Raw genomic sequence first — 26,185 nt, 5'->3', positions numbered from 1 at the left:
TCTCGTTCTCAGCAGAGCCCATAGGGTCTGATGTCATCACTCACAGTGCCCATCCCGCCGGACGCTGAGGTCCGGCGTGTCGGGCCGGAACCACCGTTCGTTGCACAGGCCCCACGGCGATCATGGAGGTGGCCCGGTCCGCCGGCTGGTGATCGGCGGCGAACGACAGGTACTGCACGTGGGCCTGGGCTCGCGCCCACGCGTTCTCGGCAGCGACCATCGCGGGAGGGTCCGGTGCGCCCAGAGCGGCGTGGAGCGTGTCCCGGTAGACCGCGGGGACCGGCGCCGCCGGTGCGTCGGCGGGGCCGTCGGCGGGCGGCGCGGTGAGCACCACCGTGTCCAGCGACCCGGCCGCGGCGCGGGCGTCGCCCCAGTCCAACAGCATCGCCCCGGACGGGCCGACGAGGACGTTGCCCCGGTGGGCGTCGCCGTGGCACAGGGTGCGGGGCAGGGCGCGCAGGGCGGTGCGGGCGCGCTCGTCGTCCGCCCACCTCGCGACGAGGTCCGCCCCGTCGTGCCCGGCGGCGCGCAGGCGCTCGGTGGCGTGCCGGCACCGGGCCGCCCACCAGGCGTCGTCGACGACGGGGATGCCGCGTGGGCGGTTGCGCCGCCAGTGCGCGTGCACCAAAGCGAGGGTGCGCCACACCTCGTCGGGGACGGGGGCGTCGTCGGGCAGCGGGGTCCCGTCGACGTGCTCCAGCAGCACCCAGCCGTCGCCGGAGGCGAGCAGCCGCGGGAGCCGCACGGGGCCGTTGACCACCGCGACGGCGCGCAGCGCGGCGGCCTCGACCGCAGCGGTCCGCTTGAGGACGACCGTGGTGCCGTCGTCGAGGTCGATCCGGTCGGCACCGCCCGAGCCGTATCCGCCGCTCAGCGGGGTCCGGTCGCGGACCGCGACCGTACGCCGGCGGCGCCGGGCGAGCGGGCCCAGCCAGGCCTGGTCGGGGACGGTCACCGCCGCAGCACGAACAGGACCAGCAGCGCCACCGCGACGCCGACGACCAGCGACAGCACCGCCCAGGGCAGCGGGCGGCGCTGGTAGGTGCGTCCGGCGTCGAGCGCGATCCGCCCGGCCCCGGCGAACACCAGCGCCGCGGCCCCGGCGCCGAGCAGCAGGTCCAGCTCCAGGGAGTTCGCGCCGTCCGAGGCGAACAGCGGCACGCTGGGCACCGGTACCAGGGCGACCGTCACCGCGACGACCTTCGTGGCCAGCAGGCCCGCCGCGGCGAACGGGGTCAGCAGACCCAGCACGAGCAGCACGCCGAACACCAGCTGGCCGACGGCGAGCACCCAGGCCAGCGGCCCGGCGAACGCGACGAACCCGGCGTCGGCGAGTGCGGCGGCGCTCGCGTCGAGACCGATGCCGCCCGCGACGCCGAAGAGTTTCCGCGCACCGGCCGCGGCGAACGAGGCGCCGACGACCAGGCGCAGCACGAGCAGCCCGATGTCGGAGGAGACGTGCGCGGGCACCGGGAGCCGCTCCGGCCGGGTCGACTCCGGCGGTGCGTCGCCGGAGATGTTGCCCCAGTCGTAGTGCTGCGTGGGCCCGCTCATGCCGCCTGACCCTACCGGGACACCGGTCGTCTCCCCCGGCGCCGCGCGCCCGCCCGTGGCGCCGGCCCGCTCAGCGCACCGACCGGACGAACATCACCGTCACGACGGCCGCCGCCACCAACCCGGCCGCGACCGTGTACAGCAGCGGGTAGCTGTCGCCCGAGGCCGCCAGCACCGAGACCGCGACCACCGGTGCGAGGGACTGCGAGACCGTCCCGGCGACGTTGTACAGCCCCAGGCCGAAACCGCCGTGGGCGTCGCCCTCCGGGAGCACCTCGGTCGCCAGCGCGAGGTCCACCGCCAGGAAGACGCCGTAGGCGACGAACCCGACCGAGGCGCCCAGCACGAACGTCGTGACGTCCTGCGCCAGCGCGATCAGCAGCATCGACACCGCGAACAGCGCCGCCGAGCAGCCCACCAGCACCCGGCGCCTGCCGAGCCGGTCGGACAGCCAGCCGGCCAGTGGGGCCACCACGAGCTTCAGCACTGCACTGAGAGTGCTGTTCAGCGCCACCACCGAGGTCGCGACCGCGACCGTCACGCCCAGGTGGTCGGTCAGGGTGTAGAGCTGGAAGTTGAAGAAGATGTAGTAGCCGGTCAGCAGCAGGAACCGACCCGCCCAGACGAACCCGAAGTCGCGGTAGCGCGCCAGCTGGGCGAAGCGCTCGCGCCAGGGGACGCGACCGGCCGGGGCCCGCGTCCCGGGTCCGGCCGACCGGTCGGGCAGCACGACGAGCAGCGCCGCGGTCGTCAGCACCGCGAACGCGGCCGGGCCGAGGAACAGCGCGACCGGCTGGTTCCCCAGCCAGACCGCGCCCCAGGTCCCGGCGCTCAACCCGGCCTGCAGGGCGACCCCGATCCAGCCGGAGACCCGGCCGCGCCGATCCGGCGGGACCTGGTCGGCGAGTACGGCGAACAGCGCCGAGAACGCCAGGTTGAGGAACAGCGACGCGATCGACCAGCCGAGCACCATCCCCCAGCGCTCCGGCACCAGCGCGATCACCAGCAGGCCCACGACCCCACCCAGCAGGCCCAGCACCAGCCACGGCCGGCGACGGCCCCAGCGGGAGACGGTGCGGTCGCTGAGCCAGCCACCCAGCGGCTGGGCGACCGAGGCGAACACCGTGCCGATCGCCAGTGTGGTGGCGAGGACGGTGGTCTTCTCCTCGCCGTAGAGCTGCTGGGCGCGCAGGGCGAGCGTCACTGCCACGGGGGTGGCCGTCGTCGCCATCAGCCCGGCGAACGCGAGGAGGTAGAACGGCATGAACAGCCGCGACGTCCGAGGGGCCGGCGCGGCGGTCTCCTGCCGGGTGCCCGGGCTGGTGGTCACGGCGCGGTTCCGTCCGGAGCGGGGTCGAAGCCTGCCGCCGCGGCGAGGACGGCGTCGTTGGCCGGGGGAAGGCCGGTGCTGACCCGCACCCCGAGCCCGTCCTGGTCGCGGACCGCGATCCCGGCGGCGGCGAGGTGCTCCACGAACGCCCGGCTGCGCCCGCCGAGGCGGACCCACACGAAGTTGCCGCCGCTGGGCGGCACGTCGAAGCCGAGCGCCAGCAGCCCGTCGCGGACCCGGTCGCGTTCGGCGGCCACCGCACGGCACTGCTCGCGCATCCGGTCCTCGGCGTCCATGGCGGCCAGCGCGGCCGCCTGACCGAGGGTCGGCACCCGGTAGAACGGCGTGCTGGGCCGGATCGGTGCGGTGACCCGCTCGGCGGCGACGAGGTAGCCCACCCGCAGGCCCAGCAGCCCGTGCGACTTGGAGAAGGTGCGGACCACCACGACCCGGTCGTCGTGCGCGGCCAGGCCGAGCACGTCGGCGACCGCGTCCGGGTCGGCGAACTCGCGGTAGGCCTCGTCGACGAGCAGCAGCACGTGCGGGGGCAGGTCGTCGAGCAGCTGCTGCACCGCCGCGGTGCCCAGCACCTCACCGGTGGGGTTGTCCGGGTTGCAGAGCACCACGACGCGGGTGTCGTCGGTGACCGCCTTCGCCACCCCGGCGAGGTCGCTGCCGTCGGGGCCGTCCGGCACGGCGACGGCCGTCGCGCCGGTGTTGCGGATCAGCAGCGGGTACATCGCGAACGACGGCGCGGTGTGCACGACCGTCGTCCCCGGGGTGCAGTGCGCGGCGAGGAACTGCTGGAGCAGCGCGCCCGATCCCGCACCCGCGACGACCCGGGCCGCGGGCACCCCGAGCCGCCGGGCGATCTCGGCGGTGAGGCCGTCGGACAGCGCGTCGAGGGTGTGGCCGATCGTGTCCAGCGACCCGGTCAGCGCCTCGCGCACCCCGGGCAGGACGGGCCAGTGGTTCTCGTTGAAGGACAGCTGGTGCACGACGGGGGTCACGCTCGTCGCTCCTGTTCCTGGTCGGGGGTGGGGCCCAGCAGCACCGGGAAGGTCCGAGGAGCGTGGACGTGCACGCTGCGCCGGAAGGTCAGCTCGTCCTCCGCCGCAGTGGCCCGGAGCTGCGGGAACCGGCCGAACAGCGCGGTGAGCGCCACGTCCGCCTCCAGCCGCACCAGCGCCGCGCCGAGGCAGCGGTGGATGCCGTGGCCGAAGGCGACGTGCCCGGCGGTGTCCCGGTCGGGGTCGAGCCGCGTCGGGTCGTCGAACCGGCTCGGGTCACGGTTCGCGGCCCCGGTGGACAGGGTCACCGACGCGCCGCGGGGGATCACCGTCCCACCGATCTCCATGTCCTCGGTCGCGAAACGCAGCGAGGCGTTCAGCGCCGGCGACGCCCACCGCAGCAGCTCCTCGACCAGCGCGGGGGCCGTCTCCGGCGAGGCGAGCCGCCGCCGGGCGTCCGGCTCGGTCAGCAGCACCCGGACGCTGTTCGTCACGAACACCGCCGTCGTCTCGTGCCCGGCCATGAGCAGCAGCATCGCCATCGCGACGATCTCGATGTCGGAGAGCTGCTCGCCGTCCTCGGATGCGGCGATCAGGCCGGAGAGCAGGGCGTCGTCGGGGTCGCGGCGACGCGCGGCGACCAGGCCGCCGAGATAGTCGGCCATCTGGTTCGACGCCCGGACCAGCTCCGGCTCGGGACACTCGTCGATCAGCACCGTCGACCAGTGCGCGAAGTCCTCGCGGTCCAGCTCGGGGACCCCGATCAGCTCGCAGATGACCTCCATCGGCAGCGGGATCGCGTACCGGCCGACCAGGTCGACCGGCTCGTCGACGGGCAGCGCGTCGAGCAGCTCGTGGGCCAGCTTCTCGACCCGCGGCCGCAGCGCCGCGATCCGCCGGGCGGTGAACGCCTGGGTCACCAGCCGGCGCAGCCGGGTGTGCTCGGGCGGGTCGAGCGAGGTCAGCATGTGCGACATCGGGGCGGGCAGCCCCGGCGGCGCCGCGGCGCGCTCGGCGGGCGGCAGCGACGCCCGCCAGTCCTTGGCGAGGCGCTCGTCGGCCAGCCCGGCCCGCACGGCGGCGTAGCGGGTGACCAGCCAGGTCGGGCCGGTCTCGAAGGTTACCTCCCGGACCGGACAGTCCCGGCGGGCCCCGGCCAGTGCGGTGTGCGGGTCACGCCAGTAGGTCTCGAGGAACTCCTCGGACCCGGCGCTCGTGGTGGTCGTCTCGCTCATGGCGGTCTCCCCTGCTGCGGTGCCGGTCGGTTCGTGCCGGTCGTGCCGGTCAGTCCTTGACGGCCGTCGCGCTCATCCCGGCGGCCTGGTGGTGCGGCCAGCGCGCCGGCTCGCCCTTCGGGTGGTCGCCGAGCACGGTGACACGGCGGCCGACCCGGCGGCCGGTGTAGTCGTTGACGGCGTAGTGCTGGGTGGCCCGGTTGTCCCAGATCGCGACCCCACCGTCGCTCCAGCGGTGGCGGCAGACCCGCTGCGGGCTCTCGGAGACGTCGAACAGGTGGGTCAGCAGCGCGGTGCTCTCCCCCGGGGTCAGCTGCGGGATGCGCCGGGTGAACATCCGGTTGACGTACAGCGAGCGCCGCCCGGTGTCCGGGTGCACCCGGACGACGGGATGCTCGGCCTCGCTGCGGTAGGAGCCGTTCGGGTGCTCGAAGACGTGCAACGCGGTGAGCCCGTCGAGCAGCTCCCGCAGCGGGGCGGACAGCGCCTCGTAGGCGAGGTACTGGTTGCTCCACATGGTGTCGCCACCGACCTCGGGGCCCTGCACGATCTGCAGCACCGACGCGATCGGCGGGGTCTGGGAGAACGTGACGTCGGTGTGCCAGACGTCGGCCTTCGCCCCCTGGTCGGAGTCGAGGACGACGATCTCGTCGTGCCCGTCCAGCTTCGGCAGGAACGGGTGGACCTCCAGTGGGCCCAGCCGCCTGCCGAACGCCTCGTGGTCGGCCGGGCCGAGACCGGCGTTGTCGGGCAGGAAGAGCACGAGGTGGTCGAGCAGGAGCCGGTACAGGTGCGCGAACACCTCGTCGTCCACGTCGGCGAGCGCGAGCCCACGCACCTCGGCCCCCAGCGCTCCGGAGACCGGACGGACGTCGAGCGAAACCATGTGAAAACCTTTCCGTACGCATTGTTCGACCGCCGTACCGCGCCGGCGGAATCGGTCGGGGAAATGCTGTGTCGAATTGTCACGGACCCTTGTCGGAATCCGCTCCGAACTGCCATCGTCAGTGGCGGACCGACTTCCCCTCCCGTTCGTCGAAAGGATCTCCGTGACCAGTCCGACCACGCAGGACGGCACCGCCGCTCTCGCCGCACTCGTCGACCTGGCGACCCCGTTCGCGGTGCGCACCGCGGTCGCCCTGCGGCTGCCGGAGCTGGTCCGGGACGGTCGCACCGACGCCGGTGAGCTCGCCGCGGCCTCCGGTGCCGATCCCGACGCGCTCGTCCGGCTGCTCCGCCATCTCGTCTCGGCCGGGCTGTTCGCCGAGCCCGCTCCGGGCCGGTACGCGCTGACCCCGGTCTCCGAGGCGTTGCTGGACGACCGCAACGCACTGCTGCGTGCCTGGCTCGACGCCGACGGGCCCGGCCTGCGGATGGACCTCGCCTACGGCGGGATGCTGCACGCGGTCCGCACCGGCCGCTCGGCCTACCCCGCGGTGCACGGCCGTGAGTTCTGGGCGGACTACCGCGCCGACGAGCGGCTGCGCCTGTTCTTCGGCGCGACGATGGCCGGCTTCGCCTGGCAGACCGGTCCCGAGGTCGCCGCCGGGTACGACTGGGCACCGGTCTCCACGGTGCTCGACGTCGGCGGCGGCACCGGGGCGCTGCTCCACGCGGTCCTGTCCGCGCACCCGCACCTGCACGGCGCCGTGCTCGACCTGCCGGAGGTCGCCCCGGAGGCCGAGGAGTTCCTGTCCGGGGCCGGGCTGGGCGAGCGGGCCCGCTTCGTCGGCGGCAGCTTCCTGGAGCCACTGCCCACCGGCTACGACGTGCTGCTGGTGTCCCGGGTGCTCACCGACTGGCCCGACGAGGACGCCGTCCGGATCCTGCGCCGCTGCGCCGAGGCCGTCGCGCCCGACGGCCGGGTGCTGGTGGTCGAGGTGCTGGCCGGGGAGGAGCACGCGAAGAACAACGCGTCGTTCGACCTGCAGTCGCTGACCCTGCTGGGCGGCCGGGAGCGGGCACCGGAGGCCTTCGACGTCCTCGCGGCCGAGGCCGGTCTGGTCGCCCGGGGTCGCCGGGACGGCGCGAACGGTCTGGTCGTGCTGGAGTACGCCAGGGCGTGAGGTCATCGGGCCGCCGCACCCGACCCACGGACCGTCCGGGCCCAGCCGGGCAGCCGGGCGGCCCGCGGGTCGGGGAGCAGCCCGATCTGGTGCAGGCGGTCCACCGGGGTCAGGCGCCGGATCCCGAGTCCGGACATGGTGTGCATGACCTCGTGCCGGATCCGGTCGTTGGCACCGGTCCCGGTCAGCGCACGGTCCCCGATCCAGGACCGGCCGGTGATCATCCGGGCGGCGTTGTGGCTGGTCCGGCCGATGTGGTGCAGGTCGTGGCGGCGTGCGGTGTCGTAGCGGTGCAGCGCGTGGTCGACGACGTCGGCCTGCAGCGAGCCGCCCTGCCGGAGCATCGCGGCCAGGGTGTGGGCGTCGGCGATCGAGCTGTTCATGCCCTGCGCCGCCATCGGGTGCACCAGGTGTCCGCTCTCTCCGACCAGGGCCAGTCCCGGCACCGTCAGCGCCGGCGCGAGTGCCCGGGACACCGGCAGCACCTGACGGTCCGCGACGCCCGCGCGGAACGCCTCGGCCAGCGGGTCGAGCCCGGGGCAGCCGCGCAGCACCCGATCGCTCCAGGCGCGGAGCCCGTCCGGCCCGAGCCCGCGCAGCTCGTCCGCGGCGACCTGGACGTACAACCGCACCCGGCCCCCCGGGAGCGGGTACCGCAGCCGCAGCCCGCCGTCGGTCACGTAGGCGGAGAAGTCCGGCGGGACGGTGCCCGCCAGCTCGAAGGCGGCGAGCCGGTGCGGGTAGTCGGAACGGGGCGCGGTCAGCCCGGCCTCACGCCGCAGCCGCGAGGAGACGCCGTCGGCGGCGACGACCAGCGCGGCCGTGACCGCGGTGCCGTCGCACCGGACGCCGGTGACCCGGTCACCGGTCCGGACCAGGCCCTCGACCAGCGCCCCGCGCCGCACCTCGACGCCCGGGGGCAGGGAGTCGCCGAGCGCCCGCAGGATCGTCGGGTAGTCGTGGGCCAGCAGCCAGGGCTGCGGGGTGGGCAGGTGCCCGTAGTCCAGCCGCATCCGGGGCGTCCCGTCGGCGGCCCGGGCGACCAGGTGCTCCAGCCGCAGCGCACCCGCCGCCTCCAGCCGGTCCGCCACGCCCCACACCCGCAGGATGCCGAGGGATCCCGGCTGCAGCACCTCGCCCTTGGCGACCTGCTGCGGCTCCGGGCGCTTCTCCAGCACCAGGACCCGGTGCCCGAGCCTGCCCAGCGCGCAGGCCGCGGCCAGACCGGCCACCCCGGCGCCGCACACCACCGCGTCGTACTCGGCGTCGTAGTCGGCGTCGTGTCCGTAGCTCACGTCAGGGCCTCCCGGTAGCGGCCGAGCGCGCGCAGCGCCATCCCGTGGGTGAACCCCGGGTTGGCGTAGCGGCTGACCCGGCGGACGTACTCGTGCACCGGCTCGGCCGGCCAGCCGCCGTCCGGCAGGCGGGCCGCCAGCAGCCACCGCACGCCCGGCTCCACCTCCGCCGGGGCCGCACCGGCGGCGAGCAGTGCCGCGACCGCCCAGCCGGTCTCCTCCACGGTTCCCGGGGCGCCGTGGCCGTCGCCCCAGGACCCGTCGGGGTTGCGGGTGCGCTCCAGCAGGGCCCTGGCGCGGACCGCGGGCCCGTCCCCGCTGCGGCCGCAGCGGGCGAAGGTCTCCAGCACTGCTGCGGTGCCCATCGTGTGCTCGCGGTACCAGACCGACTCGAAGCCACCACCGGTCAGCTGGGCCCGGCCCAGCCAGCGCAGCGCGCGACGGACCCGCCGGTCGTCGGCCGGCACCCCGGCGTCGAGCAGGGCGTCGAGCGCCTGCGCGGTCGTCGTCGGGCAGGGGCCGCTGTTCGCGACCCTGGTGTTGCGCACGCACAGACCCCAGGAGCCGCGGGAGTCCTGCCGGTCGGTGAGCCAGCCGACCCCCTCGGCCACGGCGGCGTCCTGCACGGTGCCGGGGAGCCTGCTGAGCACGGACACGATCTCGCCCGTCTCCAGCACGGCGGGCCAGCCGCGCCCGGCGGTCCAGCCCCAGAAGCCGGGCGGGCAGCCGAAGGCGAGGAAGGGCCGGTGCTGTTGCAGGCCCAGCAGTGCGTCCCGGGAGGCGACCAGGCGCTCGTCGTCGCCGTAGCCGGCCTCGACCAGGCCCCGCACCGCGTACATCGTCCAGGCCGCGTCCAGCGGGGTCGTGGCCCACGAGCCGTCCGGGTGCATGGACCGGCGCAGCCAGCCGACGGCGGCGTCCACCATGTCCTGGCCGACGCCGGCGCGGGCCAGCCCGGTGCAGACCAGGCCGGTCACCCAGGCGTCCTCCGACCAGGACCCCGCGGACCCCTCGTGCTCGTAGGTCTGGCGGATCACGCGCAGCGCGTTCGGTTCGGCCAGCCGGGACAGCGTGCGCTGCACCCGGGTCAGCGGGCGATGCCGGGTCTGGGCGAGCCCCAGCGCCGAGGCCATCGGCAGCCGCAGGTCGAACAGCCGCCGGTACAGGCCCGGCAGCAGCGCCAGCTCCAGCGGGAAACGACGCATGTCGGCCGGCGCGATCCAGCCGACGAACCCGTAGAACTGCCGGCACCAGAGCACGACCTCCGGGTGCGGGATCGCGGCGAGGCCGCCGTAGCGCTCCATCCACCGCCGCCCGGCCGCGACCTGCTCGGCGGACCCGGCCGGGTCGACGAGGTGCAGCGCGGCGGCCGACACGGCGGTCGGGCCCGGCTCCGCGGGCAGACCGGGCACCATCGCCCAGCCGCCGTCCTCGGTCTGGGTGCGACGCAGTCGTGCGGCTCCGGCGGCGATCAGGTCGGCGGTCCCACCGGGATCGGCGAAGTGCAGCGCGGTGACCGCACCCGCCGTCGCGAGGGTGGACCGCAGGCTGTCGGCGCCGTAGTCGAACACGCCGTCGTCGCGGCGCGACCGCAGCAGCGCCTCGGCCCCTCCCGCGATCGCCTCCGACACCTCGTCGGCGAGCCGGCCGGTCCCGGCGTGGGCCGGTGTCATGGTGTGTCCTCTCCGTCCCCGGCATCGGCCGGGAACTCGTGCCGGGCCCGCATCCGGGCCTGCATGACCAGCGACGAGACGAGTGCGGGCAGCACCACCGCCCCGGCGACGAGCGGCCCCGCGGCACCCGCGACGACGGCGCCCGCGAGCAGCAGCCGTTCGGCGACCAGCACCTCGTGCGAGCGCAGCGCCCGACGGGGCGTCACCGTGCCGGGGCGCACCACGACGAAGGCACAGCCACCGACGAGCACCGCCAGTGCCAGACCACCGAACTGGGCGGCAGGCCGGTCCGCGACGACGGCGCCCACCCCGACCGCGACCATCGCCGCCAGCCAGAGCACGGCCGCGGTCCGGACCGCCGTCGCGGTGCCGTGCCTGACCGGCACCGACCGGTAGCCGCCCGCGCGGTCGCCGTCGACGTCGCGCACCGTCCCGATCAGGTTGGACGCGGTGTCGTGCAGGGCGAAGCCCAGCGCGGCGGGCAGCAACGCCCAGGGGGACCACGGCGCGACGGCCATCGCCCCCACGACCATCGCGAGCGCGGAGAGCACCCCGCGGTTGAGGTTGCCGGCCAGCCCCCGCTGCTTGAACAGCCGGCTGTAGGTGATGATCCCGGCGACCGCGCAGGCGAACACCGGCACCGTCCGCCAGTTCACCACGGTGGTCAGCACCAGCGAGCCGGCGACGCAGGCGATCCCGCAGGTCAGCGCAGCCCGGGGGGTGAGCCTGCCGGACGGGATCGGGCGGTGCGGCTTGGCGATCGCGTCCAGGTCCCGGTCGAAGTAGTCACCGAGGTAGTGCCCGGCCAGCCAGCCGAGCACCGGGGCCAGCACCGCGACGGCGATCGGCCCCGGGGAGCTGCCGCCCGCCACCAGCGCCCCGGCCAGTCCCAGCAACGCCGGGTGCCAGGTGGTGTACGGCCGCCAGGTCTCCCAGTGCGCCTGCCAGGTCCCCCCGCCCCGCCGCGGAGCAGCACGGGCGTCGGCGCGCAGGGTGCGCCCGTCAGCGGTCACGGTCGACGGCGATCGCGGCGATCCCGGCGAGCCGGCGCGCCGCCTCGGCACCGGGGAGCTCACCGAGGCGGGCCACGGCCCGGTCGGCGTGGCCGCGAGCCCCGCACCGCGCCGCGTCCCAGAGGCCGTCCGCGGTCACGGCCGCGCGGAGCATCTCGTGCGCCTCGCTCGGGCCGAGGTCCCCGGACAGGGCGGTCTCCACCGCCCGGCGCACGGCGGGTCCACCGTCGCGGTGTACCAGCAGGACCGGCCAGGTGGGCCGGAGGTTGGCGGCGTCGCTGGTCACGGGCTTGCCCGTGACCACGGCGTCGTCGAGGTAGGGCAGCAGGTCGTCGAACAGCTGGAACGCGACCCCGGTGTGGTGGCCGCAGTCCCCGAGCAGGTCGACCTGCTCGGCGTCCCCGCCACCGAGCGCGGCGCCCGCCCGGCACGCCCCCCGGAACAGGGCTCCGGTCTTGAGAGCGGCCACCTCGAGGTAGTCGTCCAGTGTGCTTCCCGGCCGGCCGGGTCCGGGCGCGACGAGCTGGGACTCCTGGACCTGTCCACGGCACAGGTCGCTACCGGCACGGGCGAGCTCGGCGACGGCCGTGACGACGGCCTCCGGCGGGGCCGCACACTCGGCGACGACGGCGAACACCTCGAACAGCAGCGCGTCGCCGGTCACGATGGCGTCCGGGACGCCGTAGCGGGCGTGCACCGACGGCCGGCCGCGACGCAGGTCGTCGTTGTCGATGATGTCGTCGTGCACCAGTGAGGCGACGTGCAGGTGCTCGACCGCCGCGGCGGCGGGGAGCACGTCCTCGCGCCGGCCGCCGACGGCCTCCGCCGCGGTGAGCAGCATGAGCGGTCGCAGGAGCTTGCCCGGTGCGAGCAGCGCGTAGCGGGTCATCTCGTCGAACCGGGAGCCGGTGTCCGGACGACGCTCGACGAGCGCGGAGCGGACGAGGCCACGAGCAACCGTGTCGTCCCGGGCGGTGTCGCCGTCGGTGAGCGACAGCGCCCGGCTCACTGTGCCCGGCACGGGGCAGGTCTCCGACAATTCCTCGTCGAGCATGGCGGGCGAGCGGTCCGGATCATCAGGCAGAACCTCCCCGAGAGCGGCACAGGCACGATCGGTGCCGTGTCAGCCGGTGAACGCGGCCCGAACGTACGATTACGTCATAGGCCGCGCAAGCGCTTCCGTCGCGGGCTGAGAATCGCTTACCACCCGGACTCCGGTGTTTTTACCGGATTCTGCGACCGGCCTTTTCCACAGCCGCCGACCCTGCCCTCGGGGGCAGGAGTGGTTCCCCCTCAGTACGCCCCGGTCACCAGGTTCGGGGGCTCCTCGCCCCGGACGAACGCCGCCAGCTGCTCGGCCGCGACGCCGTAGGCCCGGCGCATCGCCATCGGCACGGTCCCCCCGACGTGCGGGGTCAGCAGGAGTCCGGGTGCCGACCAGAGCGGGTGCCCCGGCGGCAGCGGCTCGGGGTCGGTGACGTCGACGGCGGCCCGGATGCGGCCCGAGGTGAGCTCGGCGAGGAGCGCCTCGGTGTCCACCACCGGTCCGCGGGCACCGTTGACCAGCAGCGCCCCGTCGGGCATGGCGGCCAGGAAGTCGGCGTCGACCATGCCGCGGGTCTCGTCGGTGAGCGGGACGATCAGCACGGTCGCGTCGTACCGCGGGAGCAGGGCGGGCAGCTCGTCCCAGCCGTGGACGCCGTCGCGGGCGGTGCGTCCGACCATCGCGGTCTCCACCTCGAAGGGCTCCAGACGGGCCCGGGTCTTCTGCCCGACGTCGCCCGCGCCCACGATGAGGATCTTCTTGCCGGCCAGCTCCTCGGTCTGGTGGTAGTCCCACTCGCCGCGGTCCTGGGCCCGCACGAACCGGTCGAGGTGGCGGTAGACGGCGAGCAGCACCGACACGACCCACTCGGCGGTCGCGCCGCCGTGCGCGCCACGGCCGTCGGAGAGCGCGACACCGTCGGGCAGCCGCCCGATCCACGCCTCGGCCCCGGCGGTGAGCAGCTGCACCAGCTCCAGGTGCGGGATCTGCTCGGTCATCGCGACGGCCTCGGAGGTCGCCAGGAACGGGGCGACCAGGACCCGGGCCCGCCCCGCTTCGTCCGGCAGCGGCTTCTCCGGGTCGTAGACGACCGGCTCCAGCCCGTCCACCTCGGACAGGATCTCGGCTCCGGGGGCGTGCGGCACGAGGACGGTCACGGGGCTGCTCATGGCGTCCGACCGTACTCACCGGGCACTCACCTCGCGGGGCCTAGCCTGGTTCCTCGTGACCGCCCGGCTGCTGCTGATCGTCGCGACGCTCGTCGTGCTGCTGGCCGGTTGCGCCACCTTCCCCGACGCGGGCTCGCGCGACTGGCGGCCCCAGGCCGAGGGCGCCGGCGAGCTGGGCGGGCCGCCCCGGATCGCCCCGGAGGAGCAGGCACCGCCGTCGGGCCGGCCGCCGTCGCCGCAGCAGCAGGGGCCCGCGGCGGCACCGCAGCCGTGCGTCGACCCGGACCCCCAGGTCGTGGCCGCGTGCCTGGGGCCGGTCGGGGCGGTCGCGGTGCTCCCGCAGGGCGACCACGCACTCGTCGCCGAGCGGCGGACCGGACGGGTGCTGGAGGTCCGGCGCAACGCCACGCCGCAGCCGGTCACGACGGTGCCGGTCGATCCGGCGGGCGGGCTGACCGGCCTGGTCCTGTCCCCCGGCTACGCCGAGGACCGTCTGCTCTACGCCCTGTCCGAGGGCCGGGTCTGGCGGATCGCCCCCGGCGAGGCGCCGAAGCCGGTACTGACGGGGCTGCCCCCGGGCGGGGCGCTGGCCGTCGACGCCGACGGCTCCTCGCTGCTGGTCGCCACGCCCGCCGGGGCGGGTCCGCTCGCCGGGGCGGTGCTGCGGATCGACACCCTGGGCCGGCCGGCCCCGGGCAACCCCGACCGTGCCTCGCCGGTCCTGGCCCGCGGGCTCACCGCGCCGGGCGGGGTGTGCGTCGACCCTGCGGCACGGACCACCTGGGTCACCGACCGCACGGCCGGGCGCGACGTCCTGTACCGCGTCGCCCCGGGCGCGCTCGGTACACCGGCCTGGACCTGGCCGGACCGTCCCGGCGTCGCGGGGTGCACGGTGCTGCCGGGTGCGGTGGTCGTCGCCCAGAGCACCGGGAAGGCGTTGTTCGTGCTCAACCCGGGCCCCGAGGGCACCTTCACCGGCGACCCGAAGCCGGTGCTGGAGGACACCTACGGCCGGATCGGCCCGGTCACCCTCGCCCCGGACGGCCTGCTCTGGCTGGGCACCGTGAACCGCGACGGCGGCGCCCCCGGCAGCACCGACGACCGGGTGGTCCGCATCCAGCCGCCGACCGGCGGCGGGGCCAGCGCGATCTGACACCGACTCGGCGCAGGCCAGCCTCCGGCCGAGCGCCCCGGACGCTCAGCCGAGCAGCGCGTCCAGGTCGCGGGCGGTCTGCATCACGTTGTAGACGCTGCCGTACGCAGCGCGAGGACCTCCTCGTCGACGATCGGGCCCTTCAGGACCGGCAGCCCGGGCGGGGCCGGGACCCACGCGGCCGGGGGACGCAGGCTGGTCGCCGACACCGGCAGGCCGAGCGCGACGGCGGTCTCCAGGTCGACCCGCGAGTCGACGGCCAGCACCGACACCGGCGCGACCGGGACGTCGTAGGTGCCGAGCGAGGTGGTGACGCTGCGGGTCGCGCCCGCCGGGGCCGCGCCGACGGGTGCCGACGGGCGACCGCAGGCGGCGAGCAGGCCGGTGGCGCCGACGGCGGCGAGCAGTTGCCGGCGGGTGGCGTTCTCGACGACGGGGCGCTCGAGCAGTGCAGTGGACACGGGCCCTCCGGAGGCGTGGGATGTCCGGTGAGCTTAGCCTCGCCTCACTTGGCGGTCGCGTGTCGCGGACGAGGAACGGGCCCCGGTCCGGTCGGTTGCTCCGACCGGACCGGGGCCCGTCACCCGTGCCGCGCCGGTCAGGCCCCGACCCGCTCGATGATCAGCTCGCGGACCCGCTTGGCGTCGGCCTGGCCCTTCGTCGCCTTCATGACCGCGCCGACGATGGCCCCGGCCGCCTGGACCTTGCCACCGCGGATCTTCTCCGCGATGTCGGGCTGCTCGGCCAGCGCCGCGTCGACGGCGGCGACCAGCGCGCCCTCGTCGGAGACGACCTTCAGCCCGCGGGCGGCGACGACCTCGTCCGGGCCGCCCTCGCCGTCGAGCACGCCGTCGACGACCTGGCGGGCGAGCTTGTTGGTCAGCTCCCCCGCCGCGACCAGCTCGATCACCCGGGCGACCTGCGCCGGGGTGATCGCGAGCTCGGCGAGCTCGACCGAGCGGGTGTTGGCCTGCTGGGCCAGGTAGGACACCCACCACGAGCGGGCCTCCTGCGACGGCGCACCGGCCGCGACGGTGGCCTCGACCAGCTCCAGCGCGCCGCCGTTGACCAGGTCGCGCAGCTCCTCGTCGGAGATGCCCCAGTCGCTCTGGATGCGCTTGCGGCGCTCCCACGGCAGCTCGGGCAGGGTGCCGCGCAGCTCCTCGACCCACTCGGCGGACGGCGCGATCGGGACCAGGTCGGGCTCCGGGAAGTACCGGTAGTCCTCCGAGGTCTCCTTGCGCCGCCCGGCGCGGGTGTGGCCGGTCGCCTCGTCGAAGTGCCGGGTCTCCTGGACGATCTCACCGCCCGCGTCGAGCACGCCGGCCTGCCGGCTCATCTCGTGCCGGACCGCGCGCTCGACCGACCGCAGCGAGTTGACGTTCTTCGTCTCGGTGCGGGTGCCCAGCGCGCCGCCCTTCGGCGACAGCGAGAGGTTCACGTCGGCGCGCATCGAGCCCTGGTCCATCCGGACGTCGGAGACGCCCAGGGACCGGATCAGGTCGCGTAGCGCGGTGACGTAGGCGCGGGCCACCTCCGGGGCACGGGCCCCGGTGTCCGGGATCATCGTCGTGACGATCTCGATCAGCGGGACGCCTGCCCGGTTGTAGTCGAGCAGCGAGTGGTCGGCGCCGTGGATGCGGCCGTCGGAGCCGCCGACGTGCAGCGACTTGCCGGTGTCCTCCTCCATGTGCGCGCGCTCGATGCCGATCCGGACGACCTCGCCGTCGTCGAGGGTCAGGTCCAGGAACCCGTCCGTGGCGATCGGCTCGTCGTACTGGGAGGTCTGGAAGTTCTTCGGCATGTCCGGATAGAAGTAGTTCTTCCGGGCGAACCGGCCCCACGGCGCGATCGAGCAGTTCAGCGCCAGGCCGATCCGGATCGCCGACTCCACCGCGGCCCGGTTGACCACCGGCAGCGCGCCGGGCAGCCCCAGGCAGACCGGGCAGACCTGGGTGTTGGGCTCGGCCCCGAACTCCGTCGGGCAGCCGCAGAACATCTTGGTGTTCGTCGACAGCTCGACGTGCACCTCGATGCCCAGGACGGGGTCGTAACGGGCGACGACGTCGTCGAAGTCGACCAGCTCCACGGCCGCGGTCATGCCCTCACCTCAGCAACGTCCGGGACGCGGGCGATCAGCGGACCGCCCTCGTCGGCGTCGCGGGCGGCCTCGAACGCCGCCCCGACGCGGTACATGACGGCCTCGCCGAGCGCGGGGGCCATGATCTGCAGGCCGGTCGGGAGCCCCTCGGAGATCCCGTTGGGCACCGACATGCCGGCCACCCCGGCCAGGTTCGTCGGGATGGTGGCCAGGTCGTTCAGGTACATGGCCAGCGGGTCGTCGACCTTGTCCCCGATCGGGAACGGCACGGTCGGCGCCGTCGGCGACACGAGTACGTCGGCCTGGGCGAACGCCGCGGCGAAGTCCCGGCTGATGAGCGTGCGGACCTTCTGCGCCTGGCCGTAGTAGGCGTCGTAGTAGCCGCTGGACAGCGCGTAGGTGCCGAGCATGATCCGCCGCTTGACCTCGGGCCCGAAGCCCTGCTCGCGGGTGTTGGCCATGACCTCCTCGGCGGAGCGGCCCTCGGAGGCGCGCAGGCCGTAGCGCATGGCGTCGAACCGGGCGAGGTTCGACGACACCTCGCTGGGGAGGATCAGGTAGTACGCGGCCATCCCGTACTCGAAATGCGGGCAGGCGACCTCGACGATCTCGGCGCCCAGCTTCTCCAGCCGGCGCAGCGAGGCGTCGAACGCCGAGCGGACGCCGGGCTGGTAGCCCTCGCCGCCCAGCTCGCGCACGACGCCGACCTTCAGCCCGGACAGGTCCCCGGTCGCACCCTGGCGAGCCGCCTCGACGACGGCCGGGACCGGCCGGTCGATCGAGGTCGAGTCGAGCGGGTCGTGGCCGGCGATGACCTCGTGCAGCAGCGCCGCGTCCAGCACGGTGCGCGCGCACGGCCCGCCCTGGTCCAGCGACGACGCGCAGGCGACCAGCCCGTAGCGGGACACCTGACCGTAGGTGGGCTTGACGCCGACGGTGCCGGTGAACGCGGCGGGCTGGCGGATCGAGCCGCCGGTGTCGGTGCCGATCGCCAACGGCGCCTCGAACGCCGCCAGCGACGCCGCCGACCCACCGCCGGAGCCGCCCGGCACCCGGGTGGTGTCCCACGGGTTGCGGGTGACGCCGTACGCCGAGTGCTCGGTGGAGGAGCCCATCGCGAACTCGTCCATGTTGGTCTTGCCGAGGATCGTGATCCCGGCGGCGCGCAGGCGCGTGGTGACCGTCGCGTCGTAGGGCGGCTGCCAGCCATCGAGGATCCGCGAGCCGCAGGTGGTGGGCATGTCCGAGGTGGTGAACACGTCCTTGAGGGCCAGCGGCACCCCGGCCAGCGGGGACTCCGGGGCCTCGCCCGCGGCGATCCGCTCGTCGACCAGGGTGGCGGCGGCCACCGCGGCCTCGGCGCCGACGTGCAGGAACGCGTGCACCTCGCCGTCGACGGCGGCGATCCGGTCGAGGTGGGCCTGCGCGACCTCGACGGCGGAGACCTCGCGGGCGTGGATCTTCTCCGCGAGCTCGGCAGCGGTGAGGCGGATCAGGTCGCTCACTGCTCCTCCCCCAGGATCCGCGGGACGCGGAAGCGCCCGTCCTCGGCGGCCGGGGCGCCGGCGAGCGCCTGCTCCTGGCTCAGGCCGGGGCGGCGCTCGTCCGGGCGGAAGACGTTCTCCAGCGGGACGGCGTGCGAGGTCGGCGGGATGTCGTCGGCGGCGACCTCTCCGACCCGGGCCACCGACCCGATGATCACGTCGAGCTGCGACGCGAAGGTGTCCAGCTCGGAGTCGGTGACGGCCAGGCGGGCCAGCCGGGCGAGGTGTGCGACCTCGTCCCGGGTGATGACCCCGCCCGTCCGCTCCGCGGAATCGGCGGTCATGCCCCTCCTCTGGGATGGTGTCCGATGATGACGACGGCGGGTGGACGGTCGCGACGGTGGTGCAGCGGCGACGACGGTGCGACCGCCGGTCCGGCTGCCGACACGACCCGGCCGCTCCCGCGCGCGCCGGTCCATCGGGCGAGTCTATTCCCGCCGGTCCACCGGACGATCGCCCCCCGGTGACCGAGCACGCACACCCTGCTGCGGGTGGCGGGTGACCGACGGACCCGGGGGTGGCAGGATCATCGTTCCCGCCCGGAACCGCCCCCCGCCACTCCGGTGCGGTGCACACGCGTGCCGATGAGGCGCCCGCTGTCGAGGGAGAGGATCCACTCCGTGTCGTTCCTGCTCCGGGTCGTCCTCCCGGACAAGCCCGGCAATCTCGGCGCCGTCGCCTCCGCCCTCGGCGGGGCCGGGGCGGACATCCTCAGTGTCGACGTCGTGGAGCGCGGCGACGGCCAGGCGGTCGACGACATCGCCGTCGAGCTGCCGAACAACCGGCCGCCGGACGTGCTCATCACCGCGGCCGAGTCGGTGCCCGGGGTGTCGGTGGAGTCGGTGCCCCCGCACACCGGGCAGCTGGACACCCACCGCGAGCTGGAGCTGCTCGACGAGATCGCCGGTGACCACGCGCACGGGCTCGACCTGCTCGCCGGCGAGGTGCCGCGGTTGTTCCGCGCCGGCTGGGCGCTGGTCGCGGTCAGCGAGAACGGTCGTTCCTACCGGATCGCGGAGAGTTCCGCGGCGCCCGAGACCCGGTCCGGGGACCTGCCCTGGCTGCCGCTGGACCGGGCGATCGCCCTCGACGACAGCCACTGGGTGCCCGAGCCCTGGCGGGCGATGGACACCGAGCTGGCCGCCGCGCCGTTCGGGACCGGGGAGCCACCGAAGACGCTGGTGGTCGGGCGGCCGGGCGGGCCGGTGTTCCGGCCGTCGGAGCTGGCGCGGCTGGCGCACCTGGCGGGGATCGTCGCGACGGTGCTGAAGGCCTGACCCCGCCACCCGCCCCGGCCCTCCCGGGGCGCCGGGGACGCGTGGGTTGCGGTGGATCCGGGTCAGACCCGGATCGACAGGGCGGTGCGGACGAGGTCGTCGTTGCCGGTCGCGAGCCAGCCGTCGGGGCGTACCAGGACGTCCTCGAAACCGATCCGGGTGTCGATGTTGACCCGGGTCGCGTACTCCAGCACCGGCCAGGCGCCCTCCTCCTCGCCGTGCAGCAGCACGGGAACGGGGGGCTGGCCGAGCGCGCGCAGGATCCGGATGCCCTCGGCGACGGCGGTCTCCGGGTCGATCACCGTCGACTCCGCGATCACCCGCCGGGTGCCCGGGGGCAGACCGTTCTGACGGAGGGTGACGGCGTCACCGTTGGTCCAGACACCGAGCTCGACGGCGATGCCGACCGACCACGCGGCGTGGCAGACCTCGGTCCAGCCGAGCTCGTGCACGTTGACGCCGCACACGTCGGGCTTGCCGGAGCCGAGCCGGCCCCAGGACAGGACGGTCTCGACGCGGTCCTTGGGGTCGGGCTGGATCCAGCGCCCGGTCGGGACGCCGATCTCGATGCCCGGGGCCTCCTGGCGGATCAGCGACACGACGTCGCCGACCACGGCGGGCTCGATCGTCTCGGCGCCGCTGTCGTCGCGCGGGTGCACGTGCACCGAGGTGACGCCGAGCCGGGCGACGGCCCGGGCGTCACGGGCGAGGTGGCGGGCCAGGGTCGGCAGCGCCGGGTGCGCGTCCGCCGGTCGTGAGCCGTTGAGCGCCGCCTGCAACACCGTGTGTTCCCCGATCCGAGTGGTCGTCCTCCCGCCGGGACGACCCCGGCGTGCGACCGAGGGTAGGCGGTGATCGTCCGCAGGCGGCGTCCGGGCGCGGGCGCGTCCGGGCGACGTCGGCGTCCGGCCGCCGGGCCGCGCCGGACGCCCGACACGCCCGGTGAGTGGTCGCTCACCGTCGGCGTGCTGCGGGTCCGGCCGCCGGGCGGATCCCGCGGTCACGCGGTGGACCGGACGTCGGGTCGTCAGGCGTCGGCGGCCTGCTCGCGCGCGGCGTCGGGGCCGCGGTCGAGCAGGACCTCGAACCCGGCCTCGTCCAGCACCGGCACCCCGAGCTCGACGGCCTTGTCGTACTTCGAGCCGGGCGCCTCCCCCGCGACGACGAAGGCCGTCTTCTTGGACACCGACCCGGCCGCCCGCCCGCCGCGGGCCATGATCGCCTCCTTGGCCTCGTCGCGGGACCAGTTCTCCATCGAGCCGGTGATGACGATCGAGAGGCCCTCCAGGAAGCGGGGCACCGAGTCGTCGACCTCGTCCTCCATCGCGACGCCCGCGGCCCGCCACTTCTGCACGACCTCGCGGTGCCAGTCGACGGAGAACCAGTCCCGCACCGCCGCGGCAATGGTCGGGCCGACGCCGTCGACCCCGGCGATCGGCGCGAGCGCCTCCGCGACGGCCTTCGCCCGGGCACGCGCCGCGGCCCGCTCCTGCTTCGCGGCCTCCACGGCCGCGGCGTCGGCGGCCCCGTCGTCGGGCGCCCCGTCGTCGGCAGACCCGTCGTCGGGTGCCGCCTCTGCCTCGCCTGCGGCAACCGCCGCCTCCGCCTCGGCGGCCTCGACGTCGCCGGTCGCCTCGGCAGCGGCACCCTCGGCCGTCGGCGCGGCGGCCTCGGCCGCGGCGTCGTCCTCCCCCGCCGTCCCGTCGGAGACGATCGCGACCCCGGCCGCCTCGGTGCCCGCCTTCGCCTGTGCCGCGGCTCGTTCGAGGGCCTCCATCGACCCGAACTCGCGGGCCAGCGCCTGCGCGGCGGTCGGTCCGACGTGCCGGATCGACAGCCCCACCAGCACCCGCCACAGCGGCCGGTCCTTCGCCGCCTCCAGGTTCCTCAGCAGCTTGCGGCCGTTGACCGTCAGCTCGCCCTTCTGGTTGCGGAACAGCTCGGTCCGCAGCAGGTCGGCCTCGGTGAGGGAGAAGACGTCGCCCTCGTCGGTCAGCACGCCCGAGGTCAGCAGCGCCACCGCGGCCTCGTAGCCGAGCCCCTCGATGTCGAACGCGCCCCGGCCCGCGACGTGGAACAGCCGCTCCCGCAGCTGCGCCGGGCAGGAACGGGCGTTCGGGCAGCGCCGGTCGACGTCGCCCGACTTCTGCTGCACGAGCGCGGTGCCGCACTCGGGGCAGTGCGTCGGCATGACGAACTCGCGCTCGGAGCCGTCGCGCACGTCGGTGACCGGCCCCAGCACCTCGGGGATGACGTCGCCCGCCTTGCGGATGACCACCCGGTCACCGATCAGCACGCCCTTGCGACGCACCTCGTCGGCGTTGTGCAGGGTCGCCATCTCGACCGTGGACCCGGCGACCTTCACCGGTTCCATCTCCGCGAACGGGGTGACCCGGCCGGTCCGCCCGACGTTGACCCGGATGTCGAGCAGCCGGGTGGTGGCCTGCTCCGGCGGGTACTTGTAGGCGATCGCCCAGCGCGGGAACCGGGAGGTCGCGCCGAGCCTGCGCTGCAGCGCCACCTCGTCGACCTTCACGACGACGCCGTCGATCTCGTGCTCGACGTCGTGCCGGTGCTCACCCCAGTACTCGACGTACTCGACCACCTTCTCGATCCCCTGGAGCACCCTGGTGCGTGGGGAGACCGGCAGGCCCCAGGCGACCAGTGCGTCGTAGGCGTGGGACTGGGTGTCGGGGGTGAACCCCTCCCGCTTGCCCAGGCCGTGGCAGATCAGCCGCAGGTTGCGCGAGCCGGTGACCCGCGGGTCCTTCTGGCGCAGGGAGCCGGCCGCGGTGTTGCGGGGGTTCGCGAACGGCTCCTTGCCCGCCTCGACCAGCGAGGCGTTGAGCCGCTCGAAGTCCTCCAGCCGGAAGTAGACCTCGCCACGGACCTCGACGAGCGCCGGCACCGGGAACTCGTCGGTGCCGGTGAGCCGCTCGGGCACCTCGGCGAGGGTGCGCATGTTGAGCGTGATGTCCTCGCCGGTGCGCCCGTCGCCGCGGGTCAGGGCCCGGGTGAGCCGCCCGCCCTCGTAGAGCAGGTTGACCGCGAGCCCGTCGATCTTGAGCTCGCACAGGTAGTGCAGGTCCCCGCCGACCTCCTTCGTCACCCGCTCGTGCCAGGTGCGCAGGTCCTCGGGCGAGAAGGCGTTGTCCAGCGACAACATCCGCTCGAGATGGTCGTAGGAGGTGAAGTCGGTGGAGAACGTCCCGCCGACGCGCTGGCTCGGCGAGTCCGGCGTGACCAGCTCGGGGTGGGCCTCCTCCAGCGCGAGCAGCTCGTGCCACAGCTCGTCGAACTGGCCGTCGGAGACGACCGGGGCGTCCAGCACGTAGTACCGGAACTGGTGGTCGGCCACCTCGGCCGCCAGCTGCGCGTGGCGCTCGCGGGCCTGCTGGGCGTCGGACTGGGAACTCACGAGGCGCAGGTTAGCCGCGCCCCCCGACAGTCATGCGCAACCGAGCAGGGGAATCTACGGTCGGGGGATGGACCAGGCTGCCGTGGAGCTCGCGCACCGGATGTTCGACCTGGCCCGCGAGGGCGCGGCGGACCGGCTGGGCGCCTACCTCGACGCGGGCGTCCCGGTCGGTCTGACCGATCCCAAGGGCGACACCCTGCTGATCCTCGCCGCCTACTACGGCCACGACGCCGTCGTCGCCGACCTGCTGGCCCGCGGCGCGGAGCCGGACCACACCAACGACCGCGGCCAGACCGCGCTCGCCGCCGCGCTGTTCGCCCGGTCGGCGCCGTCGGTCACCGCGTTGCTGGCCGCGGGTGCCGACCCGCACCACGGCAGCCCGTCGGCGTGGGCGACCGTCGAGCACTTCGACCTGCCCGACATGCGGGCGCTGCTGGAAGCGGGTCCTGAGCCGTGCTGAGGCTCGGGTTCCCGGTGGTCGGCGTCGTCGACCTCGACCGGGCCGCCGCGTTCTGGGCCGCCGCACTGCACCTGCACGTCTCCGACGAGTGGTCGAGCCCGTCCTGGCGCACCCTGACCGGTCCCGGCGGCGACCGGGTGCTCGGCCTGATGCGCAGCGCCTCCCCGCCCGAGCCCAGGCCCCGGCTCCACCTGGACCTCCTGGTCGACACCACCGACGAGCAGGACGCCGAGGTGGCGCGGCTGACCTCGCTGGGCGCGACCCGGCCGGCCTGGGACGACTACCCCGCCGAACCCGACTTCGTCGTCCTCGCCGACCCCGACGGCAACGTCTTCTGCGTGGTCGACCTGAGCCGGGCGCCGTCGTCGGGGGGTGTCGGTGGCGACGCCTAGAATGCGGGTGTGAGCACCATCGAGAACGTCACCCGGCAGACCGGCACCGCCACCGACGCGCGCGTCGTCGGCGAGACCGCCCGCCGCCGGACGTTCGCGGTGATCTCCCACCCCGACGCGGGCAAGTCGACCCTGACCGAGGCGCTGGCGCTGCACGCGGAGGTCATCGACTCCGCCGGTGCGGTGCACGGCAAGTCCGGCCGCAAGGGCGTCACGTCGGACTGGATGGAGATGGAGCGTGCCCGCGGCATCTCGGTGTCCTCGGCGGTGCTGCAGTTCTCCTACCGGGACTGCGTGATCAACCTGCTCGACACCCCCGGCCACGGCGACTTCTCCGAGGACACCTACCGGGTGCTCGCCGCCGTCGACGCCGCGGTGATGCTGCTCGACGCGGCGAAGGGTCTCGAGCCGCAGACCCTCAAGCTCTTCGACGTCTGCCGCTCGCGCGGCGTCCCGATCGTCACCTTCGTCAACAAGTGGGACCGGCCGGGCCGCGAGGCCCTGGAGCTGCTCGACGAGGTCGAGCAGACCATCGGCCTGCGCCCGATGCCGCTGACCTGGCCGCTGGGCATCGCCGGGCAGTTCAAGGGGCTCATCGAGCGCAGCACCGGCGAGTACACCGCGTTCACCCGGGCCGCCGGCGGCGCGACCAAGGCCACCGCACAGGTCGTCGACGCCGAGACGATCGCCGCGCAGGAGCCCGAGTACTGGCAGAACGCGCAGGACGAGCTGGGCCTGCTCGACGAGATCGGCGCCGGTTTCGACGAGGAGGGCTTCCGCTCCGGCACGGCCACCCCGGTCCTGTTCGGCTCGGCGCTGTCCAACATCGGCGTCGCCCGGCTGCTCGACTCGCTGGTCGACCTCGCCCCGCCGCCCGCCCCGCGGCCCGACGTGAAGGGCGAGGACCGTCCGCTGGAGGCGCCCACCTCCGGGCTGATCTTCAAGGTCCAGGCCGGCATGGACAAGGCGCACCGTGACCGCATGGCGTTCCTGCGGATCTGCTCGGGCCGCTTCGAGCGCGGCATGGTGCTCACCCATGCCGCGACGGGCAAGCCGTTCGCGACCAAGTACGCGCAGTCGGTGTTCGGCGCCGAGCGCACGACCGTCGAGGAGGCGTTCCCCGGCGACATCGTCGGCCTGGTCAACGCCACCGCCCTGCGCCCCGGGGACACCCTCTACGCGGCCGACCCGGTCGAGTTCCCCTCGATCCCGGCGTTCGCCCCCGAGCACTTCGCGGTGATCCGCGCGAAGGACGCGGGCAAGTACAAGCAGTTCCGCAAGGGGATCGAGCAGCTCGGCAACGAGGCGGTCATCCAGATCCTGCGCTCGGACCTGCGCGGCGACCAGGCGCCGGTGCTGGCCGCGGTGGGGCCGCTGCAGTTCGACGTGGTCACCACACGGCTGGAGACCGAGTTCAACGCGCCGGTCACCCTCGACCGGCTGCCGTACCAGATCGCGCGCCTGGTGGACGCCGAGGCGGTCGAGAAGCTGGCCGGGCAGTCCGAGTGCGAGGTCCTGCGCCGCGACTCCGACGGCGAGCACCTCGCGTTGTTCACCAACAAGTGGCGGATGGACATCATCCAGCGCAAGTTCCCGGACATGCGGTTCGAGGCCATGCCCGCCGGGTCCTCGATCTCCTGATCCGCTGAACACCGTCGCCGCGGTCGGCGCCGCGCTGCTCTCGGCGCTGCTCTTCGCGCTCGCCGCCGTCGCGCAGCAGACCTCGGCGGCGGCGGACCCGCACGACCGGGGGCTGCGGATGCTGGCGCGGCTGGTCCGCGACCCGCGCTGGCTGGCCGGGTCGCTGGGTGACACGGCGGCGTTCGCGATGCAGGCCGTCGCGCTCGGGTTCGGGTCGCTGCTGCTGGTGCAGCCGCTCATCGTCACCCAGCTGGTGTTCGCGCTGCCGCTGGCCGCGTGGTGGGCCGGGCGGCGGCCGTCCCGCCGGGAGCTGGCGTGGGCCGCGGTGCTGGTTGTGGCGCTGGTGCTGTTCGTGACCGTCGGGGAGCCGACCGCGGGTGTCGACCGGGCCGGGCTCACCGCGTGGGCGCCGACGGGGTCGGTGCTGCTGGTGCTGTTCGCCGCCTGTCTCGTCACGGCCCGGTCGACGACGGGGACGGCCCGGGCACTGCTGCTGGCCGCGGCCACCGGCATCGCCTACGTGTGATGTCCAGGGAGGTTGTCCCGTCCGGGGGCGGTGAGTCTGGCTGACAGACGAAGGCCTCCGGTTGTGAAGTGGAGCTGTCTAGGAACCGCTTCACCCACCGGAGGCCTTCGTGTCCCACGCTAACGCCGCTCTGACCCCGCGCGCCCGGCTGCGGCTCGCTCAACTCGTCGTCGAGCACGGCTGGACCCACACCGCGGCCGCGACAATGTTCATGGTCTCCGCGCGGACCGCCAAGAAGTGGTCCGACCGCTACCGGGCCGAGGGGCCGGCGGGGATGGCCGAC

25 protein-coding genes are annotated in these 26,185 nt (G+C 74.6%); 8 read left to right on the top strand and 17 right to left on the bottom strand.

Translation table 11 applies throughout. The annotated features are described in order from the left end of the window. Nucleotides 1-40: 40 nt before the first annotated feature. The 6 genes from FVA95_RS21775 to FVA95_RS21750 all read right to left on the bottom strand — a co-directional run bounded on the left by FVA95_RS21775 (nt 41) and on the right by FVA95_RS21750 (nt 6,015). The gene (locus FVA95_RS21775; RefSeq protein WP_161992385.1) at nt 41-955 is read right to left on the bottom strand and encodes an aminoglycoside phosphotransferase family protein; all 915 of its coding nucleotides are present in this window, start codon (nt 953-955) and stop codon (nt 41-43) included. Further along, nucleotides 952-1,554 carry a DoxX family protein gene (locus FVA95_RS21770; protein WP_149665809.1) on the bottom strand — a complete coding sequence of 201 codons (603 nt, stop codon included), beginning with the start codon at nt 1,552-1,554 and terminating at the stop codon, nt 952-954. Before FVA95_RS21770 ends, FVA95_RS21775 begins: the two co-directional genes overlap by 4 nt. Nucleotides 1,555-1,624: 70 nt before the next feature. Then, the gene (locus tag FVA95_RS21765; RefSeq protein ID WP_149665808.1) at nt 1,625-2,884 is read right to left on the bottom strand and encodes an MFS transporter; all 1,260 of its coding nucleotides are present in this window, start codon (nt 2,882-2,884) and stop codon (nt 1,625-1,627) included. Beyond that, nucleotides 2,881-3,894 carry a histidinol-phosphate transaminase gene (locus FVA95_RS21760; protein ID WP_149665807.1) on the bottom strand — a complete coding sequence of 338 codons (1,014 nt, stop codon included), beginning with the start codon at nt 3,892-3,894 and terminating at the stop codon, nt 2,881-2,883. Before FVA95_RS21760 ends, FVA95_RS21765 begins: the two co-directional genes overlap by 4 nt. Further along, nucleotides 3,891-5,129, bottom strand: coding sequence for a cytochrome P450 (locus FVA95_RS21755; protein ID WP_149665806.1), 1,239 nt, complete (start codon nt 5,127-5,129; stop codon nt 3,891-3,893). Before FVA95_RS21755 ends, FVA95_RS21760 begins: the two co-directional genes overlap by 4 nt. A gap of 49 nt (nt 5,130-5,178) precedes the next feature. Beyond that, a complete protein-coding gene (locus FVA95_RS21750) occupies nt 5,179-6,015 on the bottom strand; it encodes a TauD/TfdA family dioxygenase (protein WP_149665805.1) in 837 nt (278 codons plus the stop codon). Nucleotides 6,016-6,178: 163 nt separating this feature from the next. On the opposite strand from FVA95_RS21750, the gene FVA95_RS21745 reads away from it, so the two are divergent. Beyond that, a complete protein-coding gene (locus tag FVA95_RS21745; RefSeq protein ID WP_149665804.1) occupies nt 6,179-7,195 on the top strand; it encodes a methyltransferase in 1,017 nt (338 codons plus the stop codon). Nucleotides 7,196-7,197: 2 nt separating this feature from the next. Here FVA95_RS21745 and FVA95_RS21740 read toward each other — a convergent pair whose 3' ends face one another. The 5 genes from FVA95_RS21740 to FVA95_RS21720 form a co-directional block, all read right to left on the bottom strand. Next, complete coding sequence (locus tag FVA95_RS21740; protein WP_149665803.1) at nt 7,198-8,490, bottom strand: NAD(P)/FAD-dependent oxidoreductase; 1,293 nt, start codon at nt 8,488-8,490, stop codon at nt 7,198-7,200. Further along, nucleotides 8,487-10,163 (bottom strand): prenyltransferase/squalene oxidase repeat-containing protein, encoded by a 1,677-nt coding sequence (locus FVA95_RS21735; RefSeq protein WP_149665802.1) that lies wholly within the window; start codon nt 10,161-10,163, stop codon nt 8,487-8,489. The genes FVA95_RS21740 and FVA95_RS21735 overlap by 4 nt, the downstream gene beginning before the upstream one ends. After that, nucleotides 10,160-11,176: a UbiA family prenyltransferase gene (locus tag FVA95_RS21730; RefSeq protein WP_240051655.1), complete on the bottom strand. Its 1,017-nt coding sequence runs from the start codon at nt 11,174-11,176 to the stop codon at nt 10,160-10,162. Before FVA95_RS21730 ends, FVA95_RS21735 begins: the two co-directional genes overlap by 4 nt. Beyond that, nucleotides 11,166-12,197, bottom strand: coding sequence for a polyprenyl synthetase family protein (locus FVA95_RS21725; protein ID WP_240051654.1), 1,032 nt, complete (start codon nt 12,195-12,197; stop codon nt 11,166-11,168). Before FVA95_RS21725 ends, FVA95_RS21730 begins: the two co-directional genes overlap by 11 nt. Nucleotides 12,198-12,469: 272 nt before the next feature. Further along, entirely contained in the window at nt 12,470-13,390 is a 921-nt protein-coding gene (locus FVA95_RS21720; protein WP_149665800.1) for a 2-hydroxyacid dehydrogenase, read from the bottom strand. A 55-nt stretch (nt 13,391-13,445) separates the two neighbouring features. On the opposite strand from FVA95_RS21720, the gene FVA95_RS21715 reads away from it, so the two are divergent. Further along, a complete protein-coding gene (locus FVA95_RS21715; RefSeq protein WP_240051653.1) occupies nt 13,446-14,543 on the top strand; it encodes a sorbosone dehydrogenase family protein in 1,098 nt (365 codons plus the stop codon). 83 nt (nt 14,544-14,626) lie between these two features. Here the strand turns inward: FVA95_RS21715 and FVA95_RS32150 are convergent, their stop codons facing one another. The 4 genes from FVA95_RS32150 to gatC all read right to left on the bottom strand — a co-directional run bounded on the left by FVA95_RS32150 (nt 14,627) and on the right by gatC (nt 18,472). Continuing rightward, on the bottom strand, nt 14,627-15,004 hold the full coding sequence (locus FVA95_RS32150; RefSeq protein ID WP_205015927.1) for a hypothetical protein: 378 nt from the start codon (nt 15,002-15,004) through the stop codon (nt 14,627-14,629). Between the two features lie 137 nt (nt 15,005-15,141). Continuing rightward, nucleotides 15,142-16,644, bottom strand: coding sequence for an Asp-tRNA(Asn)/Glu-tRNA(Gln) amidotransferase subunit GatB (gene gatB / locus FVA95_RS21705; RefSeq protein WP_149665799.1), 1,503 nt, complete (start codon nt 16,642-16,644; stop codon nt 15,142-15,144). Then, nucleotides 16,641-18,149 (bottom strand): Asp-tRNA(Asn)/Glu-tRNA(Gln) amidotransferase subunit GatA, encoded by a 1,509-nt coding sequence (gene gatA, locus FVA95_RS21700; RefSeq protein ID WP_149665798.1) that lies wholly within the window; start codon nt 18,147-18,149, stop codon nt 16,641-16,643. Before gatA ends, gatB begins: the two co-directional genes overlap by 4 nt. After that, complete coding sequence (gene gatC, locus FVA95_RS21695; protein ID WP_020622204.1) at nt 18,146-18,472, bottom strand: Asp-tRNA(Asn)/Glu-tRNA(Gln) amidotransferase subunit GatC; 327 nt, start codon at nt 18,470-18,472, stop codon at nt 18,146-18,148. Before gatC ends, gatA begins: the two co-directional genes overlap by 4 nt. 336 nt (nt 18,473-18,808) lie before the next feature. On the opposite strand from gatC, the gene FVA95_RS21690 reads away from it, so the two are divergent. Continuing rightward, entirely contained in the window at nt 18,809-19,465 is a 657-nt protein-coding gene (locus FVA95_RS21690) for an ACT domain-containing protein (RefSeq protein ID WP_149665797.1), read from the top strand. 62 nt (nt 19,466-19,527) lie between these two features. On the opposite strand, the gene FVA95_RS21685 is transcribed toward FVA95_RS21690, so the two are convergent. Next, nucleotides 19,528-20,247: a 3-keto-5-aminohexanoate cleavage protein gene (locus FVA95_RS21685; protein ID WP_149665796.1), complete on the bottom strand. Its 720-nt coding sequence runs from the start codon at nt 20,245-20,247 to the stop codon at nt 19,528-19,530. Nucleotides 20,248-20,492: 245 nt separating this feature from the next. Then, entirely contained in the window at nt 20,493-22,883 is a 2,391-nt protein-coding gene (gene ligA / locus FVA95_RS21680) for an NAD-dependent DNA ligase LigA (protein ID WP_167306428.1), read from the bottom strand. 67 nt (nt 22,884-22,950) lie between these two features. Here ligA and FVA95_RS21675 point away from each other — a divergent pair, with 67 nt between their 5' ends. From FVA95_RS21675 to FVA95_RS21655, 5 genes are all read left to right on the top strand, one after another. Then, nucleotides 22,951-23,343, top strand: a complete 393-nt coding sequence (locus FVA95_RS21675) for an ankyrin repeat domain-containing protein (protein WP_149665794.1) — start codon at nt 22,951-22,953, stop codon at nt 23,341-23,343. Further along, nucleotides 23,337-23,735 (top strand): VOC family protein, encoded by a 399-nt coding sequence (locus FVA95_RS21670; RefSeq protein WP_149665793.1) that lies wholly within the window; start codon nt 23,337-23,339, stop codon nt 23,733-23,735. The genes FVA95_RS21675 and FVA95_RS21670 overlap by 7 nt, the downstream gene beginning before the upstream one ends. 9 nt (nt 23,736-23,744) lie before the next feature. After that, on the top strand, nt 23,745-25,376 hold the full coding sequence (locus FVA95_RS21665) for a peptide chain release factor 3 (RefSeq protein WP_020627724.1): 1,632 nt from the start codon (nt 23,745-23,747) through the stop codon (nt 25,374-25,376). Between the two features lie 4 nt (nt 25,377-25,380). After that, nucleotides 25,381-25,902, top strand: a complete 522-nt coding sequence (locus tag FVA95_RS21660; RefSeq protein ID WP_167306429.1) for a DMT family transporter — start codon at nt 25,381-25,383, stop codon at nt 25,900-25,902. A gap of 109 nt (nt 25,903-26,011) precedes the next feature. After that, on the top strand, nt 26,012-26,185 hold a 174-nt coding region (locus FVA95_RS21655; RefSeq protein ID WP_149662471.1), incomplete at its 3' end, for a leucine zipper domain-containing protein.

The sequence above is a fragment of the Pseudonocardia sp. EV170527-09 genome (genome assembly GCF_008369905.1).
Taxonomy (GTDB): domain Bacteria; phylum Actinomycetota; class Actinomycetes; order Mycobacteriales; family Pseudonocardiaceae; genus Pseudonocardia.
This window is presented reverse-complemented; position numbering and strand designations above follow the sequence as displayed.